The following is an 18,134-nucleotide window of genomic DNA, read 5'->3' as shown; positions in this document are numbered from 1 at the left end:
GAATTTCCTTACTTTTCGAGCAATTACACCGCTAATTCACCCTTTCGCAGCCCTAGCGCCGCCTGGAAACTAGGAATCCGTTACTACCGTGAAAGCTTTCCCAGCTTCCGCCTGCCCTTCCTCGCCTTTTTCATATGTAATTTTCTCACCTCCAAGTGAAATCGTTTTCAGTTCACCCACATATTAACAGTTGCAAATTAGCCCCGACTATATGATTACATGACATTAACATCGAATTTGTAACCTCTTGTACAATGTCAGCATTGAACTAAATAAATTCAAAGTAAAATGCAAAGCGGAATCGTTGCGTATTCTCGGTAAGATCTTGTTTGCGTATAAAATCTAAGGCATAAAATGTAACATCCTTGCCAAAATGGTTCAAAAATTTCAGCTGCTCCACACTCGGATTCAGCAATTCATGATCAAACTGAATGACTAACCTATAGCGGATACCTTCCAGCTGGACTCTCCCTTGCTCATAACTCTTAGGCTCCATGGCACAAATAAACCGTTCCTTCACTGAGTTTATGCCTTCAGTAAACTCGAAGTGATCCTCAAGTTGAAGTCTAGGAGGAATGCAATCCTTCTGCCACGTCCAACTACGTTCAAACGCATGTAAATTCAATTGTCCGTAAGTATCTTTCAAATCCAATGTAAACCGGTCATCATCAGGACCAATTTCCGCCTTAAGCACCTTGGCCTTAATCTCCTTACCCGTGAGCTGAAGTTCATGATTAATCATTGGAATGGAATGTCCTTGCGCCCCATTCCCTATAAACGTGTATCTAGCTGGACTAAAGTACTGTTTGGTATAAAGACCAGCGCCCATATCGGCAAGAAACGTTTCTTCACCCGCAGTCAACATAAAGTGACCGATGTCATTATGATTATGTGGCTCATCATTATAACCGCCTTTTGCAGCGAAGCAAAAACTGCCGTTCGGTTGGTGGACACGCGAAATCAGCCATTGTGCATCGGGTAAATAATAAGAAGCCTCCTCCCAATCCGTTCCTTTGAGGTTCACGTCAAACCAGATCAACTTACGCAGCGCTGGTGCAAAACGTCCGCAATGATCGTAAATCAACTTACCCTCGAAGCTGTATTCAGGGATATGCATGTCAGGTACTCTTCTAGCCCATTCGTGTGTGAGACCGATATTCACATCCGCTTCATCTTGCGAGTCAGAGAAATTAACTGTTTTTCTCCCCGTCAAAAAACTTTTTTGCTGAAATAACGCGATTTCTTTCACTTTTGGATGTTCAAAAAGATTAATGCCACCAGCTGTCCTGCGTTCTAGGAGTTGTGCCGCATACGTATAAAATCCAAAGCCGTAACTCCAATACATATAGCCTTCCAAGCACGCGCCGTCTTCTCCAAAGCCTTCCAAGAAGAGGTCGAGAATCGGCAGCGCTTTCTCTAGTACCATGGCAAGCTCCTGCGAGTCTTCAATTACATATATCGCAGCTGCAGCAATCGAGCCCGCACAGACTGCTGCCCAGTTATTACGCACAGCTTCCCAAAAATAGGCATTATTCAAATAGGGAATAAATACTCGACGATATATTTCTCGATAAATACGACCACGTACAGCCTCTGGCCACCCCTCTCCGGTAAGCTGCAGGATCTCAGCTAACGTAAACGCAGTTTCCGCTGCGAAGAGATCAATTTCTAAAGCGGGATCATGATTACCAATATGGGGATCAAGGACGGATTGCCTTATCGCTGCATGACCTGGCATTTGCTCATAATGTGCAGGCACACACCAAGAAAACTCGTTGCAGATTGCCCATACGATATCTAGCAACCCATCCCGATAGTCTTCGCGCTCAGGCCACAGCCAACTCAATAACCCGAATGCGGCTAATCTTTGCCTCCGATGGAAATAAACGGCCTCATACGTCTTACGGTTTCCGTCTTCCCATATTCTACGGAAAAGCGACCATGCCAGATCAGGTATCGGCGTCTGCAAAAATCGATCCCCTTCTGCCACTAATTGTTCCAGATATGGTAAATAAGCAGCATCGCTAAGGATCCGCTTGCGTACTTGTTGGCTGTCTTCATGGAATAGCCATGAATCTGCCCCCGTTCGGATAATACCTAGATGCTCAATAATTTCCTCAACCTTCATGCAGATAACCTCTCTTCCTCTGGGAGCCGAATATTTCTCCCTGCACCAAGACCTGCCCATAAGAACACGATGATAGCTACGAAAAGTAGACTCAGCGGCATACGCCAGCCTCCGCTCAAATCATGCAGCCAGCCGAATAATGCGGGCCCTGTACAAGCAAGCGTATACCCGATAGATTGTGCCATGCCGGATATTTCAGCTGCCTGACGTGCGCTGTTCGTTCGCAAATTAAAGAACATCATCGTCAGGCTAAAGGCAAAACCAGCCGCACTGCCAATTAATGCCCCTCCTAGGGCAAGGAGCACAGCATGATTCATAAATAAGCAAATAACTCCCCCAATAGACATGGCTGCACTCGTCAACGCTAGCACGCGTTGATTTTTAACCTTAACTGCAATCAAAGGCACAACAAAATTAAAAGGCAACCCAGCAAATTGCATTAAAGCAACCATCACACCCGAGGTGCCTGCCCCAACTCCGCGTTCCGCTGCAATATCAGGCAGCCAAGCCATAACCACGTAGAAAAAGAAGGATTGCAGACCCAAATACAACGTAATTTGCCAGGATAGTTTATATCGCCATAAAGATATGCGTTTACTTTTTGAACTTGGATTACCCGCTTGTATTTCCTGCCGACGAGCTCGCATGCAATACATCCAATATGAGGCAGTTAGGATGGCAAGGAATCCCCATAAGGCCAATGTTTTTTCCCATCCCCAACCAAGTGATCTGGCAATGGGTATACTTGTGGCCGAAGCAATGGATCCTGTTAGATTCATAGAGACCGTGTAGATGCCGGTCATAAATCCGAGTCGATTCGGAAAATAGCGATTCAGCAAGGATGGCAGCAAGACGTTGCCCACAGCAATACCCATGCCAGCCATTGTCGTGCCGACAAGCAGCAGACTTACGCCCGACCATGGCCTCAGCAACAGACCTGACGCCAGCAGGAATAGTGCCGCCAACACCACTCTTTCTAGACCAAAGCGATTGGCAAGACGTGGCGACAGGATAGAAAATGCTGCAAATGCCATCAAAGGCAGCGTCGTTAATGTACCTGCCACAAGATGGGATAAGTTCAACTTTTGACTAATCGATTCCAGCAACGGGCTAATGGACGTTAATGGCGCCCGCAAATTAGAGGCAATGAGTACAATGGCAATGACCATGGCTAGTTTATTTTTCTCAATTTTCCACATCCAGCTCACCCTTACTTAAATGGGAACGGCCCCGATTATCGGAGCCGTCCCTGTATTCATTATTTTTTGTTAGCTGCTGCCCATGCATCCAGCTGTGTTTGAACTTCTTTGTTAATTTTATCCATACCCGCTGCTTTCAACTTCTCAACCATCTTAGGCAAGTATTCTACAGGGTCTAATGTACCTGTGATCAAACCAGGGTAGAACTCAGCTAATGCATTGGTGTAAGCACTGATTTCGTTTTTCACATTTTCATTGTTGAAAATAAAGCCAATGCCCTTCGCTTCTTCCCCGTCTGTATTAAATTTGTTGTATTTCTCCCATTTTTGCGGATCTTCGTTTGTCCAGAGATAATCATTAAATTGATTACCGAACATGTAAGGCGCTCCGAGCGAATATCCGGAAGTTTGCGCTGTCACACCCTGCGGGAAGTCAATTGTATTCGCGTCTTTCTTTACAAAGTGCTTGCCTTCAAGCCCGAATGCAATCATATTGAGCAAAGTTTTATCCGAATACAACAGATTCAGGAACATCATGACACGTTCTGGATTTTTGGACGTACGGGAAATCGACAACATATTTCCAAGTACACTGCCTGTTGTAATCAGTGGCTTCGTGAACTCAACTTGAACCCATTTTTGACCGCTCGCTTGTGTTACTTCCATATCTTTTCCAGGTTTCAATGTTTCAGGGAAAGCGAACACTTTACCTGAACGGTACGTACCTGCGAAATCAGTCAACGTCGCAGCATCTTTGTTGATGTAGCCCGCTTTGTACCATTTATTCGCCAGCTTCAGCATATCCATATAGCGTGGATCACTGTATAGGTCAACTAGCTTCAAGTCTTTGTTGTTACGATCCAGGACACCCAGATTTGTTGCACTGGAGCTTGCCCCATAAAAATTGGCTTCTTGCACAGCGATGAATAGCGCATTGCCCTTGCTGCTTAAGAACGGAATCATCCCGGGCTCATTCTTCTTAATGACATCAAAGAACGGCTCCATATCTTCCGGTTTTTTCACAGTACTGAGATCGAATTTATACTTATCCACTAAATCTTTGCGTACTAGGAAACCTTTATTGGCGGCAAATTCCTTGTTAGTTGGCATTCCATACGTGACACCGTTATACTTGATCCCGTTCATCACTTTAGGATTCACAATTTTCACTGCATCTTGCCCATATTTGGCTATCAAGTCATCAAGCGGAATGATCGATTTGTTTTGGATTTTGCCAACCCAGTTATCCCATGATGTCGTCCACGTAATATCAAACACTTCGTTTGACGCATATTTCAAATTCATTTTATCCGCCCAACTACCCCAATCAATGACCTGCATATCGAGTGTTACATTAATCTTGTCTTTCAAATACTTACTGATCTCCGCATTCACAAGCTCTTGATCTTTCTGTGGCACACCAGGCACGAACATCTTAATCGTGTACGGATCTAGCTTTGGCTGGGCTGCGGCGGAAGCAGTTGGAGCCGTGCTTGTAGCGGGTGCTGGGGTGCTGGTGCTGGTGCTAGACGTACCTGAGGAGCAGGCGCTGAGCACAAGGCTTGCGGTTAGGGTGAACCCTAGGGCAGCGCCAATTCTACTGCGAATCGATTTCATTTTTTAACCCTCCATTTAGTTCGTATTTATGAATGTGCTCTATGCTCGACCGGCACGATAGCCGGATGAAGCCTACCCTTTTACTGCGCCAACCGTTAAACCTTTTACAAAATATTTCTGGAAGAATGGATACGCTAGTACGATTGGCCCCATCCCGATAATAGCCATCGCCATTCGTGCCGTTTCGCTCGGAAGTTTGGCCGTTTGATCTCCTATGCCACTGTCCACAGCGATGGTAGTTAAATATTGCAAGTTTCGCATCGCTTTATACATCATATATTGAATCGAAATCAGCTTATCTGAATTCAAAAACACCAAGGAATTGAACCAATCATTCCAGTAGCTTAGCGTATAGAACAGGCCGATGGTCGCCAGTACTGGCAGCGATAGTGGAAGAACGATTTGTGTGAAAATCCGGATCTCACCAGCTCCATCAATCTTTGCTGACTCTAGGATGGACGGATGTATACTAGTCGTAAAAAACGTCCGCATGATAATTACGTAAAAGGCACCCAGCAAATGATTCGGCACAATCAATGCCCAAATGGTGTCCCGCAAATCGATGAAGTTGGTATACACCAGATACCAAGGTACCAACCCTCCACCGAAAATCATTGTGAAGAAGACGAAAAAAGAGAAGAAATTTCGAAAAGCAAAATCTTGCCGGGATAATGGATACGCAACCAAAGCTGTGATCGTGAGCGCGATAATTGTTCCGAATACCGTCACGAAGATCGTAATCATGTACGAATTGAGAATCGGACCAATATCACGCAACAGATACTCATAGGCAGCCCAGCTAAATACGCGCGGGATGATATTATAGCCATACAGGTAAATCGTATCTTGATCGGTCAGGGAAACACCTAACACAACGAGCACTGGAAAAATACAAGCAGCTGAGAATAGCAGGAAGAACAGATGTAAAGCAATCTCAGTCGGTTTTTTGATGGAATTGATTTCACGCTTCCGCCTTATCAGCGAAAGTTTGCTACCCTGCGGGGGAGCTTGCGAGGCTACAGTCAACTCCTGAACAGATTCTTTCATTTGGGCTCCTCCTAGAACAAAGCATTTTCTTTGTCGATTTTACGCACCACGTAATTTGTTGTTAGCACTAGCACAAATCCTACGGAAGCTTGATACAAACCAGCTGCCGATGACATCCCGATGTCTCCCAGCGTGAGAAGCGCGCGATACACATACGTATCAATAACCTGTGTGGCTGAGTAGAGTGCACCTGAATCAAGGGGTACTTGATAGAATAAACCAAAATCCGCATTGAAAATTTTACCAACCTGCAATAGCATCAAGATAATGAGTACGGGACGAATGAGCGGAATCGTAATGCGTGTAATCTGCTGCCATTTGCTTGCACCATCAATGTGTGCTGCTTCGTAGTACTCGTTATCGATACCGATGATCGCCGCCAAGTATACGATACTGTAGTAGCCAACGGACTTCCATATATTCACAAGCGGGAGAAGATACGGCCAGTACTTAACCTCGCTGTACCACGATACTGCAGGAAAACCTAGCGGTTCCAGTACTATTTTGTTAATAAAGCCGTACTCACTATTAAGCAATGAATACACCAGATAGCTAACGACGATCATGGACAAGAAGTAAGGAAGAAACATGACACTTTGATAAAATCGTACTGCGAGCCGCACTCTCATCTCATTCAACGCAATGGCAAACCCCACCGGAATAACGAGATGGAGTAAAATAAACAACGCATTATACAGCACGGTGTTTCGCGTAATGATCCAAACTTCCTTCGTACTAAACAGAAACTTGAAGTTATCGAATCCAACCCAGTCGCTGCCAAGAATCCCTTTGGAATAGTCGATGTGTTTAAACGCAATGACGACACCGAACATGGGGATGTAGTTGTTTAAGATGAGATACAGGACGCCAGGGATAAGCAACATAAGCAGCGCCTTATCTTTCCTCACATTTCGCAAGAATCGTACGAACATGCTTTGTGACTTTAAATTCATGTTACTGCCTTTCATGCAATGTCACACCTTTCACTTAATTCCTATACTCCTAGTATACTGTCGTTTTGTGACTCTCTCTATCGGGTAGCGTGACTCTTATCTCGATTTTATGACTGCTTTATACCACATACTTAACACTAATATGGTAAAAAGGTTTGGCATGATGCCAAACCTTCTGAGGATGTGTGCCTATTTCAATTCTAGATTTTGGAATCGTTTACGGAACTCCACCGGCGAGATGCCTACCTTCTTCTTAAACGCTTGTCCAAAATGCGAGTAATTCTCGTAGCCAATCTCCTCGCAGATATCAACTATTTTCAGACTCGATTCCGTCAGCAGGATTTTTGCCCGATCCATCTTCGCATTAATGATGAAGTCAATCAGGGACTGACCTGTTTCCCGTTTGAATATGCGTGACAGATAAGCGGAATTCAGGTAAATGTAACCGGCAGCCTTTTCCCGTGTAACGTCTTTTAAGTTGGCTTTGATGAAATGCTTTGTCTTCTCAATAATTTGTGAGCTTTCATTTTTTTGGGATTCCAGATAACGCGATCCCGTATCAATGATTTTCTCCGCCCATGTTTTCAATTGGGAAATGGAACGAATGGCATTTATTTCTCCGCTACGTTCACGAAGACCTGACCACTCTTTCACCGAAAAGCCGTTTTTATGCGCAACGTGATAGATCATATACACGAGTGCATGATACAGTGCACTCGCCGACTCCGTATCCGCACCACCCTCCTGCATCCCGGTAAATAATTGATCTAACCGCTTTAAGAGCTCTGTTTTATTGCCAGTTTCAAAAAGAATGACCCAATCCGACCATGGGATGACGAACGGATGCTTGCTTACAGGATTAGAACGCACGGATTGATTAAGTTGCTGAACAGACAGCGGATTGGACAAATTCTCTTGCTCCATTTCGATCAACCGATGGTATACCTCTGTTAACTCTTGGAAAGGTACTGCATGTCCAATATAGCAGGAAACCGTACAGTAAAAATAACGCGTGCAGGCGTCAGCGAACGTGCGGCAAGCCTCTGCCAATACGTCCGGTTTCGACGACTGTTCAGGTGACTCATAGACAAGTGCAAATAAAATGCCATTCTCATCTTTGATAATGTCCCCAGCAAAACCGCCTAGAAGGATCTCAGACGCTGAGTTGCGAATCGCATACTCCAACGTATCCTCATCACGTAAGCTGAACTCCTTATGCCATTGCTCAATACTGATGAGAATTGGCAGGATTTGCGAGTCCGTCTTTAACGGCAAATTGACAGCATGTAGATTGTTTGCTTCCGGAATAATTCGGCCTGACAGTAGATTCTGCCAGTATCGTTCAACAACGACCGACTTCTGGCGTTCCCACAAGGTGCGGTATTTCTTGCTCGTTTCCACCATTTGCGCTGCGTTTTTATTTTCATTGATCTTCTCAATCGCATTGTTAACCGTTAGGACAAGCTCTTCTGTTTTGACAGGCTTAAGCAAATATTCGAAGCTGCCTAATTGTACGGCTTTTTTCGCATAGGAGAATTCGGCATGTCCGGTTAAGAAGATCGTTTCCACTTCGGGATAATGATCATTGACCCATTCAATTAGCTCCAAGCCACTCATGCCAGGCATTTCAATATCACAAATGATTAAATCAATGGAATGCGCTTTCAATATTTCCATCGCTTCTTTTCCGCCCATGGCCTGATACACTTCTTCAAATCCAAGTGCCGTAAAATCAACAGACCTTATCATGGCACGCATTACGTACACCTCATCATCAACGATCATCAGCTTTGCCATCTTCTTCCTCCTCCATTTCGTGAAATGCCCCAATTGCCGGAATAGTCAGACGAACAATGGCGCCATTCGGCTCACCCAGCAAGAAGGTTACCTCCGCCTGATAGCCAAAAGCCATACGCATCCTCCTGTACACATTCCAAATGCCCATATGAGTGCCTGTTCCATCTCCGAACTTTTTCTGATTGAACGTTGACAATACTTCTGGTGTGAAGCCTACGCCGTTATCACGAATGAGAATTTCCAGACAGTTCGGATCTTCTTGGCAATTACCTGCTGAGATTTCGATATGGAACGGCTTGCTCCCCTCTTCCATTCCGTGAATAACCGCATTCTCGACAAAGGGTTGGATCATCAAGGGAAGAATCATCGTACGAGAAAACGGTTCCGGCAGATCAATGTTATACGTAATCTTCTCTGGAAAACGAAGCATTTGAATCTCCAGATAATTGCGGATATGCCGTACTTCTTCATCGATAGTAATCGTATCCCGATGCGATCTAGTTATAAATCGGAAATAATCAGCTAGATGCTCCGTCATCTTTTTGATCAGATCGTTCTCCCCCAGCGTAGAAAGACTGTTAATAATATTCAGGGAGTTGAGATAGAAGTGTGGATTGATCTGAGCTTGCAAATGTTTAAATTCCGATTGCTGCGCTTTCAACATCTCTTCGTACACGTTAATTTTGAGATGGCTAATTTGAGATACCATATGATTAAAAGTTGTGATTAGAAAATTTAGTTCCTCGGTTTCGGCTTCCTTTAATCCGATTTCCATGTCCCCTTTTACGACCCGCCGCATGCCCATAATTAATGAATTCATGGGACTGAACAGCATTTTACGTAAATAATGGGAGTAGAAGATAAAGATAACAATAACACCAAGAGGAATGAGATAGATGACTCCTTGAAAAAATGGCAGCCGCTGCAGCAGCGATTTCTCTGGAATCATGGCTGCTAGGCGCAGTGGTGCCTGTTTAAAGTCTGTACTGACGAGCAGGTAATCCTTATGGTCAGCTGGATTTTCAAAAACTTGAAAAGCAAGTGGATTGGTAACCAGCTTTCGATTAACCGCTGTCATCGTTTCTGGTGACATCACCGATTTAGTCAAAGGTTGTCCGGTTGTATCTAGCAGAATCGCCTCCCAGCGATCACCATAGTCCAATCCGCGCAGAGGTCGAATCAGATCTTCCAACAGGAGGACCGCCCCGATATATACCCCATCACTCGCTTGTGCTACACGTACCAGATAACTTTTTTCCCAATACCGAAGAACAATCCAATCACTGAATGATTGTCCTTTCACCTTCTCTCGCACGTACTCCCCTAACATTTCTTTCAGATCATTCGTGTCCGTGAACGAGGAACGAGAGAATATAAAATCCTCTTTCTTGACGGAATACGCGAAGAATGAATGGAAATTCTCAAAAGCAGTGCTTCCCGATGTAAGTTCATTATGGATCTTAATTTTAGCTAGCGTATAATTTCCGTTCGTTTCTGGCAGAGATGCCATATCCAGATAGGCAGATTTGGTATCGGATGTGACAATCTGTTGTAACAGATAGTGCGTAATTTCATCAAGCGTGCGATCAATTTGCGTTATATGTATCGATAGTACATTGCTGGTAGATTGCGACACTTCCTCTCGAACAATTTTGATGGCATAGTAGTTTTCATAATACAGAAACAGGACCAAAGGTGTAAGAATGACTAAGAAGCTGCGAAGTAAACGGAGGCGAAGCGTCGGTTTTTTCATTTCTTTTCCACCCGTCATGAAAAATATGGATATAAAAATAAGGTACTCTGTCATGAGCACCTTGCTTTCTTCGATATGATCATACCACGCACTTTAGGTTTATCGTCAAGTAGGAATAACAAGAAGAGTATCTTTATACAGTTTCGGGTGCAAGCCCATCTAAATGACTAATACAATTATACTTTAAGCATTCCCAACGGCTATTGATATGCTGTAATGTGGTTACAGACGTATTGTGTATATGTGCTTCGATGTTCTCATGTGGGATCAAATCCATGAGTGTTAGACTAAGTAAGGCACCGTGGCTGACGATTAAGACCTTCTGATTCGGATGTCTCTCAATCACATCCTGGATGAAACTCACACCGCGAGCAGCAATTTGCTGATGTGTTTCGACACCTAAATCCAATTGGGACCAGTCTTCCCCCCATTTGGCCACACGCTCTTCAAGTGTTGTTCCTTCGATCTGTCCACAAAACATTTCACGTAAGCGTTGATCCGTTGTCACTTCCATTTGCTTCACATTTGCAATGTAAGATGCCGTTTCATGAGCACGCCCCAAATCACTTGCATAGATGTAATCCCAGTCCTCATCTTTCATTCTATGGGACAGTAATTCGGCTTGTTTACGTCCGAAAGCGTTGAGTGGAATATCCGTTTGTCCCTGTACGCGCTTCTCTGTGTTCCAATCTGTTAACCCATGTCGTATAAGTCCGACAACCGTCATGCTATTCATCCTCCAAATCATCATCGTTAAACTAAATAATATAAAAAAAGCTGGAGGAGATCCAGCTTTTTCTCATGCTAAAGAAATTGTTCCACGCCTGACTCTGCTGCTCGATACACAGCTTCTAGAGCCTCAATCACACTTCGCGCATAGACAGGCGGACAACTCGTTTCATTTTTCGACGCAATTGCACTCAATAAATCCTTATACTGCAGCTCAAAAGGCGTATCCATCGGCGGCACGTCAACCTGTTCATATGCGCCGCCTCGACTCATCCACAAACTAACGCCCGTTACGAGCTTCAGCATGCCTGCTGTACCGATAATCTCCGTTTCATTGCGAGTAGCTCCCAGATAGCCAGACTGTGCAATCGTTGCAGGCAGACCAGACTCTAGCTCTAAGTAGATGACGCCGCTTCCTTCTACATTTCCTCTTTTGCCATGATGACTCACTTTTGCGCTCACTTTACGAACTTGACTCTCCATCAACCACTGAATTTTATCGATTGAATGGGTACCTAAGTTGGCTAGAATACCTCCGCCCGATTTGTCCTTTTCAAGAAACCATTGTGGACGTGTGTCTTGGAAATAATTCAGATGCCGAACATCATTGATCATCACGACCTCACCAATTTCGCCACTTTCAATCATTCGCTTCGCTTGAATATTCTCCGATATATAATGCTGCGTATGCCCGACTAAGATACGAATATCGGCTTTCGTTGCAGCAGCCATGATTTCATCACATTCGGCAACAGACAGCGCCATTGGCTTCTCAAGCATCAAGTGACACCCATGTTCAGCAGCGAAAATGGCTGTTTCTCTATGAAGAAAATGCGGTAAAGCAATGACCACGACATCCGGTCGTTCTTGTCGAATAAGCTCTTGATAATCTCGATAGGCTTGAATGCCATAGTTATCAGCAATAGCTTGTGCCCTCTCCAATTGAATATCCGCGACAGCGCAGGCAACGAATCCCTCGGTTCGTCGAATCGCATCAAAATGCTGACCAGCAATGGCGCCCGCGCCCAAAACAGCAACCTTTAGATCTACTATTCCCATCGTAGTGTTCCTCTCCTTAACTCCTATGTGCCATAACCTCTATAAGTTCACGGTAAGTCCTGTCTGTCTACTCTCATTGGCAGCTTCCATAAAACGAATAATTTGCACAGTCTCTTCCGCATCAATCTCGGGAGACCCCGTCACAAACATCGACATAATTTTTTCCAAAAGACTTGCATAATACGGTTTAGGATGTTTATTCACATCAACAAATTGCGTACGTGACTCCTGATGAATCAGCGCTCCAAATTGTCCATTGCCTTTGCGATTGCCACGAATGGTACCGATAACCCCATTATCCCATACCCCGGTAATCACATCATGATCTTCCGTCGTCGCAGCTGTTACATGCAGGCAATTCTTGCCTAATACTCTAAAAAGCATTTCAACCGTATGTACACCATACCAAAACAGGCCCGGTTGTGTCGCTTGTAAGGCCATTGGTCCATAACAGTCCATACCTATAATCGGGCTATTATCCGCTGCATGCAAAGCGATTGTCAGTTCCTCTGCATATCTTAAAGAGGAGCAGCTCATAAGTGGGATGTTATTTTGCTGAGCTAAAGCTATGATTTCACGCGCTTCGGCCGAGGAAACGGTCATCGGTTTATCAATAAAAATGGGTTTGCGATAGGACAATACGCGACGAAACTGCTCAAGATGAATGCGGCCATCCACAGAAGTCATCAAAATGCCATCACAATTCGCGGCAACTTCCTCTGGTGAATCGACGATAGTTACACCTCGGTCACGGAGCTGCGTTGTAAATCCTTCGATGCGGGAATAGCTCATCTCGAAATCTGGTGAACCACCTGGATACGCTACGGTCACTTTGCCTCCAGTAACATGAAAAGGATGCTCGTTATCGTTCAATAATTGCGTAAACGTCGGGGCATGTGAGGAATCAATGCCAATAATACCAATGCGTAATGGTGAATGAGTCATAATTAACATAACCTCCAAACCAGTTTAAATGAATTTGACATGCACGTAAGTCATCCGTTAATTGATATTCCCTTCCCTTTCATCATAAAGAACCGACACCTAAGAGACAAGTCTTTTAATAGACTATTTATTTAAATTCGGATATCCATAAAGCCGAAAAGCCTCCCTTGTCGGGAGGCGCGCTTATCCAATAAACTGCGTAAGGACATAATTGAATCGATCTCTTTCCTCCCAGAATCCACCATGTCCACTGTAATGAAACGGAATAAGCTGGGAGTTCGGAATACGTTCATTCATCTCGACCGCTTGAGGGTATGGAATGACTTTGTCATGAATGCCATGTACGATCAAGGTCGGTACTTGAATTCGATTTAGATCGGCCGCCACATTCTCATCTCGCAGCAAGCGTATGACCGCCGCGGTTGACCAGCTGGCTGCTTCTAGGCCCATTTGAAAGAACCAATCGGAGAATCGTTGTGTGATATATTGAAAGAAGAAGACATCCGTTACACCTTGTTGCAGCATATTCGCACGGTCGTTAGCATTCTGTTTCAATAGTGCCGCTGCCGTTTCATTCGTAAAGCCCGTAGGCGCTGCCGCATCGATTAATACGAGCTTCGACACGCCTTTTCCATGATGCCTAGCCATGTAGCGAATGGCGATTGCGCCACCCGTTGAGTGACCCGCAAGTGTGATTCCTTCCAACTTCAACGCCAGAATCACGGCATGCAAATCATCGGCTAGTTGATCGTAAGTATACCCATCCACCGGTTTATCCGATTGCCCAAAGCCCCGCCAATCTATCCCGATACAACGATACCCTAGGCCAGGAAGTACATTAAATTGATACTCAAATTGTGTATGAGACAAAGGCCACCCATGAATGAATAGGATGGTCTTCGTCCCTCTTGGATTTAAATCTTCGATAAATAGTTTCACACCATCTGCCACTTGCACATAATATCCCACGTACGACGCCTCCGTTATGGAAAATCTGATCTGTCCATTACGATATTCATCTAGGCAGGTATCGGTGTCAACGCGAGATGGTGTTAGGCGAATTACTGCTCTTTTTGATGGTTCGTATAGACACCGATCACAGAAAGCAAGGCAGCAACACCATTGGCAATCGCATTCGCTGACTCATCCGTAATAAGATTCATTCCGAATGCATCCAAAATTAATTTGGCCGCACCTAACAAACCTAAAGCTAACGTGTAATAGTTTACTGTTTTCATATCTCTCACCACCCATCTGATAGAGGATGCTATATCCTATGTGAGAGAGTACGAGCTTGCACAGTTCGAATACAGGGGGGTAAACACACAAAATAAAAGCTGCCATCTACATGAGATGACAGCCTTGAGACGTCTTATTTTACTTCGCTAGCTTCTGCTTTCACTTCATATTTCGAAGATACATAAGTTTCAGCCTTCGCTTCTGTTATGACTTGCGCATACATGTGATCAGGTTTTGGATCAAGTAATGTATACTTCACAATAGCCTGACCTTCTGTCGGAAATTGGATGCTATCAATCCTTATTCCGTAGCCAGCATTCGGTTTCTCTCCTCGAGAAAGCACCACTTTATTTACATCAGCGTTTACTTTTTCAATCGTTACTTTGACTTCTTCTACTTGTGGTGGTTTCTGCACATGCGCCTCTAGCACACGAATGGCATTGTATAACCAGTTCGCGGCTTCTCCTCTAGTTAGCTCGGTTTTGGGCTTGAAGTTGCCATTCCCATCTAGAGCCGTGATTTTGTAGAGCAGCAATCTTTGGATGGTTCCTTGGTAATCCACGGTAAGTTGATCTTCATCATTGATCGGAATATACATTTTCACCAGAGGGAATTGACCTTTGGTTTCAAGCGCTTTTACTAAAAGATTTCCAAATTGTTCGCGTGTTATCGTCGCATTCGGATTCACATCTTTCGGTATGTCTAGATTGTGGTAATGGGCAATAACGAACGCATTGGCATACCAAGAATCATTAGGGATATTGGTATAGCTGTCGGAGGCTAAAGGTTGTTTAATGAACTTCATATTATCCAAGTTGAGGTTCAGACCTTTAACGATCATTTGGACACTTTGTGCATAGCTGATTTTACCCTTCGGTACGAAATGCAAGTTATCAAAGCCACTGACGATACCTCGCTCTTTTAAAGCTAGTACCGCGGTTGCTTGTCCCTCTTCTAAATCCGTAAACGCATAAGCGGAACTGAAAGCTAACGTACTACCCAATAGAATCGATAAGCTTAGTGCTGCTATTTTTTTCATGATCGTGCTCCTCTCATTTTCGGTTGGCAGTTATGACTACCAGTTGGTATGGTTACCTTCCTAACGTGAGGAGCAACGAGATTGTTGCAGCCATCTGTCAACTTTTATTCCAAAGTAAGCAGTAGATCACGTAAGGCAAGCGCTTCCTCATGCTCTGGCTGGATAGCAATCGTTCGATCCACGAATTGTTTGGCAGCATGATCTTGCCCCAGCTCGTAATAGCAGACTGCCATCTCATAGAGTACGGTTGCATCATGATCCATCGTAGGCTGCGTACGCTCAAAGTAGGGGATCGCTTCCTGATACAGATCCATTTGATACAAGAGGATTCCACAGGCCAGCGCAACATCCGTATTACTATCCATTGGATAATAATGTGCCCACATCCGGTGAATTCCTTGCTGAAGGGCTATCCATTCATGTTCCCCACATTCTGGAATTAAATGTATCAGATGTTTTGTACTCGGTAATAAAAATTGCGTATCATAGCCACTTAAACGCCAAAGAGCTAGAAGTTGAGGCATCGATTTCTGCTCTATTTGTGTATCAAAAGATTCCTTGAGATTAAAAAAATCATCCGGACCAAACCGTTCCACGCATCTTTCATACGCTAGTCGCGTAAGCCCATAGAGGGCAGGATCCGGGACGTGAAGAATGCAGCCAATATTTAAATACGTATACGGATGTTTCGTGAACAGCGACTGAGCTCCCTTCGCCTCACATACATAGCTTATCGCATGATAATTCGCCGTGAGTGAGATGCTGCCATGATGAATCAGCTTCGGCGGCTCATTATATGCCCAGCTCTCTAAACGATGATCGCCTTTATCAGCTGTCAATAGCATAAATCCGTTTTGAGATAACGCTTGTAATCGCGCTAAACACCTCAAACTAACTTCAGGCAGCAGAATGTGCGAATCCGACACGTGTTGACGATACACATTCAATACATCTCGATAAGGGTAAGCATCGTCATCATAGGCTTGATCCCGTTGATAATGGTAACTCCCGATAACCTCTTTTAATTGTTGGGATGCACTCCAATCGTGAGCTCCCTCCGGAAATTGCAGAGAAATCCGACAATCATACACATGCCCATCTTCGATATAAATTAATTCCTGAGGCAGGCTATCAAAAAAATAATTCGCCACGATCACCAAAGGTTGTGCCAAATCTCCAGGACCCACGCGTTCACCAACATGTTGTACATAAATGTCCCTATCCTGAACCGCGTCAAATCTAGCAAAATCAAGTACGCCCAGCTCTACAAACGGCGCTAGACCCGCATGTTGTCGCCAGAACGTCACATTTTTCTCGGCCAAGTCACTCATCACATAGCGAAACGGTGGCAAAGGAATGCCTGCAACTTCAATACACTTCGTTAATTCTTGCAGCACATAGAAAGCGAATTGACCCGATCCCGCTCCAAGTTCTAGTATCATTACACGCTCTGTTAACTCGCCGATTCTAGCTCGATCTTGCAAGAAAGCAAATATCATCTCCGCGTACGAAATTGCCATTACTCGGTTACTCGTTATGTATTGCGGCACATCGCCGCTCTGCCATGCTGTTATGCCCTGTTCCTCATAGTAGGAACGCTGAAGCTCCCAAATAGGCGCTTCACTAAATCGATACGTCTTTGGTTCCGTCTGCGTCATTCTTCGCACAATTCCCTTCACATTCAAATTCCAATCGCACAAATGTCATCTGGGCATATAGTAATACATCACTACGCGAGAGGAAGACCACAATGACATACCTGAATGAGCATTACCCCAATTACGGCCCTTCATCATGGCCAAACCCGTATCAACCCACTTATACACCATCTTATCCATTATCCCCATGGTACCAAGATGAGGACTCATCCTACCGCGCCAAAGAACAGCCGCTTACGTTCGTACTTGTCCATGGTGCTTGGGCGGATACCAGCTTCTGGGCGGGCATCGCTTCTGAGTTAAGCAAAAAAGGTCATACCGTCTACGTCCCGGAGTTTCCAGGACATGGCGCTGACCCCAATAAAAATGTCACACATGCGATGATGTCCAAATCGATCGCCGATTTCATCATATCTCATAACTTGCACAATGTCGTTCTTGTTGCTCACAGCTTTGGAGGAACGCTGATTCAGAAAGTAGCCGAACTCGTTCCAGATCGCTTAAAGCGATTGGTATTTCTGAATGCCTTTGTTCTCAAAGATGGCGGCATGGCCGCTGATGAGTTCCCGCCACAAGCCACAGAGCAGTTTAAACAGCTCGTCGCTAGTTCCAAGAACAACACCCTCATGCTGCCATTTGAACTATTCAGAGAAACGTTTACGAATTTGGGAACGTTGGAGCAAGCCAAACGCATTTATAGCAAAGTATCGCCAGAGCCCGCTGGCCCTTTATTCGAAAAGTTAGATTTGAAGAAATTCTATAGCCTTCCTATTCCCAAAAGCTATATCCACATCACAGAAGATAATGTGATTCCTTTCGGCGATCCCAACTACGGTTGGCATCCTCACATGTCTAGCAGGCTCGGTATCTTCCGCTTCCTGCAAGTCCATGGTGACCATATGACGACGCCTCAATATGAGCCTAAGCTTATAGCTGCCAAGATTTACGAAGCTTCCCGTGATTAGTTCGAAC

General features: G+C 44.6%; 15 protein-coding genes. 1 reads left to right on the top strand and 14 read right to left on the bottom strand.

Annotated elements, in window-relative coordinates:
- Positions 1-268: 268 nt before the first annotated feature.
- From J2736_RS05130 to J2736_RS05065, 14 genes are all read right to left on the bottom strand, one after another.
- On the bottom strand, positions 269-2,128 hold the full coding sequence (locus J2736_RS05130) for a heparinase II/III family protein (protein ID WP_310224128.1): 1,860 nt from the start codon (positions 2,126-2,128) through the stop codon (positions 269-271).
- Entirely contained in the window at positions 2,125-3,327 is a 1,203-nt protein-coding gene (locus J2736_RS05125; protein ID WP_310224127.1) for a CynX/NimT family MFS transporter, read from the bottom strand. Before J2736_RS05125 ends, J2736_RS05130 begins: the two co-directional genes overlap by 4 nt.
- Positions 3,328-3,386: 59 nt before the next feature.
- Positions 3,387-4,943 (bottom strand): ABC transporter substrate-binding protein, encoded by a 1,557-nt coding sequence (locus J2736_RS05120; protein ID WP_310224126.1) that lies wholly within the window; start codon positions 4,941-4,943, stop codon positions 3,387-3,389.
- Between the two features lie 72 nt (positions 4,944-5,015).
- Positions 5,016-5,990, bottom strand: coding sequence for a carbohydrate ABC transporter permease (locus J2736_RS05115; RefSeq protein ID WP_310224125.1), 975 nt, complete (start codon positions 5,988-5,990; stop codon positions 5,016-5,018).
- Positions 5,991-6,001: 11 nt separating this feature from the next.
- Positions 6,002-6,958, bottom strand: coding sequence for an ABC transporter permease (locus J2736_RS05110; protein WP_310224124.1), 957 nt, complete (start codon positions 6,956-6,958; stop codon positions 6,002-6,004).
- Between the two features lie 174 nt (positions 6,959-7,132).
- Entirely contained in the window at positions 7,133-8,740 is a 1,608-nt protein-coding gene (locus J2736_RS05105; protein ID WP_310224123.1) for a response regulator transcription factor, read from the bottom strand.
- Positions 8,718-10,493: a sensor histidine kinase gene (locus tag J2736_RS05100; protein WP_310224122.1), complete on the bottom strand. Its 1,776-nt coding sequence runs from the start codon at positions 10,491-10,493 to the stop codon at positions 8,718-8,720. The genes J2736_RS05105 and J2736_RS05100 overlap by 23 nt, the downstream gene beginning before the upstream one ends.
- A 133-nt stretch (positions 10,494-10,626) precedes the next feature.
- A complete protein-coding gene (locus tag J2736_RS05095) occupies positions 10,627-11,220 on the bottom strand; it encodes a histidine phosphatase family protein (RefSeq protein ID WP_310224121.1) in 594 nt (197 codons plus the stop codon).
- 77 nt (positions 11,221-11,297) lie between these two features.
- Complete coding sequence (locus J2736_RS05090; protein WP_310224120.1) at positions 11,298-12,281, bottom strand: Gfo/Idh/MocA family protein; 984 nt, start codon at positions 12,279-12,281, stop codon at positions 11,298-11,300.
- Between the two features lie 39 nt (positions 12,282-12,320).
- Entirely contained in the window at positions 12,321-13,226 is a 906-nt protein-coding gene (locus tag J2736_RS05085) for a Gfo/Idh/MocA family protein (protein WP_310224119.1), read from the bottom strand.
- 183 nt (positions 13,227-13,409) lie between these two features.
- Complete coding sequence (locus J2736_RS05080) at positions 13,410-14,195, bottom strand: alpha/beta fold hydrolase (protein ID WP_310224118.1); 786 nt, start codon at positions 14,193-14,195, stop codon at positions 13,410-13,412.
- Positions 14,196-14,287: 92 nt separating this feature from the next.
- Complete coding sequence (locus J2736_RS05075) at positions 14,288-14,464, bottom strand: hypothetical protein (protein ID WP_310224117.1); 177 nt, start codon at positions 14,462-14,464, stop codon at positions 14,288-14,290.
- A gap of 134 nt (positions 14,465-14,598) precedes the next feature.
- On the bottom strand, positions 14,599-15,504 hold the full coding sequence (locus tag J2736_RS05070; protein ID WP_310224116.1) for an S-layer homology domain-containing protein: 906 nt from the start codon (positions 15,502-15,504) through the stop codon (positions 14,599-14,601).
- A gap of 104 nt (positions 15,505-15,608) precedes the next feature.
- Positions 15,609-17,162 (bottom strand): SAM-dependent methyltransferase, encoded by a 1,554-nt coding sequence (locus tag J2736_RS05065; RefSeq protein WP_310224115.1) that lies wholly within the window; start codon positions 17,160-17,162, stop codon positions 15,609-15,611.
- Positions 17,163-17,254: 92 nt separating this feature from the next.
- On the opposite strand from J2736_RS05065, the gene J2736_RS05060 reads away from it, so the two are divergent.
- Positions 17,255-18,127 carry an alpha/beta hydrolase gene (locus tag J2736_RS05060; RefSeq protein WP_310224114.1) on the top strand — a complete coding sequence of 291 codons (873 nt, stop codon included), beginning with the start codon at positions 17,255-17,257 and terminating at the stop codon, positions 18,125-18,127.
- The last annotated feature ends 7 nt before the right edge of the window (positions 18,128-18,134 follow it).

It is taken from the genome of Paenibacillus qinlingensis (assembly GCF_031455095.1).
Classification (GTDB): Bacteria; Bacillota; Bacilli; order Paenibacillales; family NBRC-103111; genus Paenibacillus_E; species Paenibacillus_E qinlingensis_A.
The sequence above is the reverse complement of the archived record's forward strand: the minus strand, read 5'-3'. Positions and strand labels throughout refer to the sequence as shown.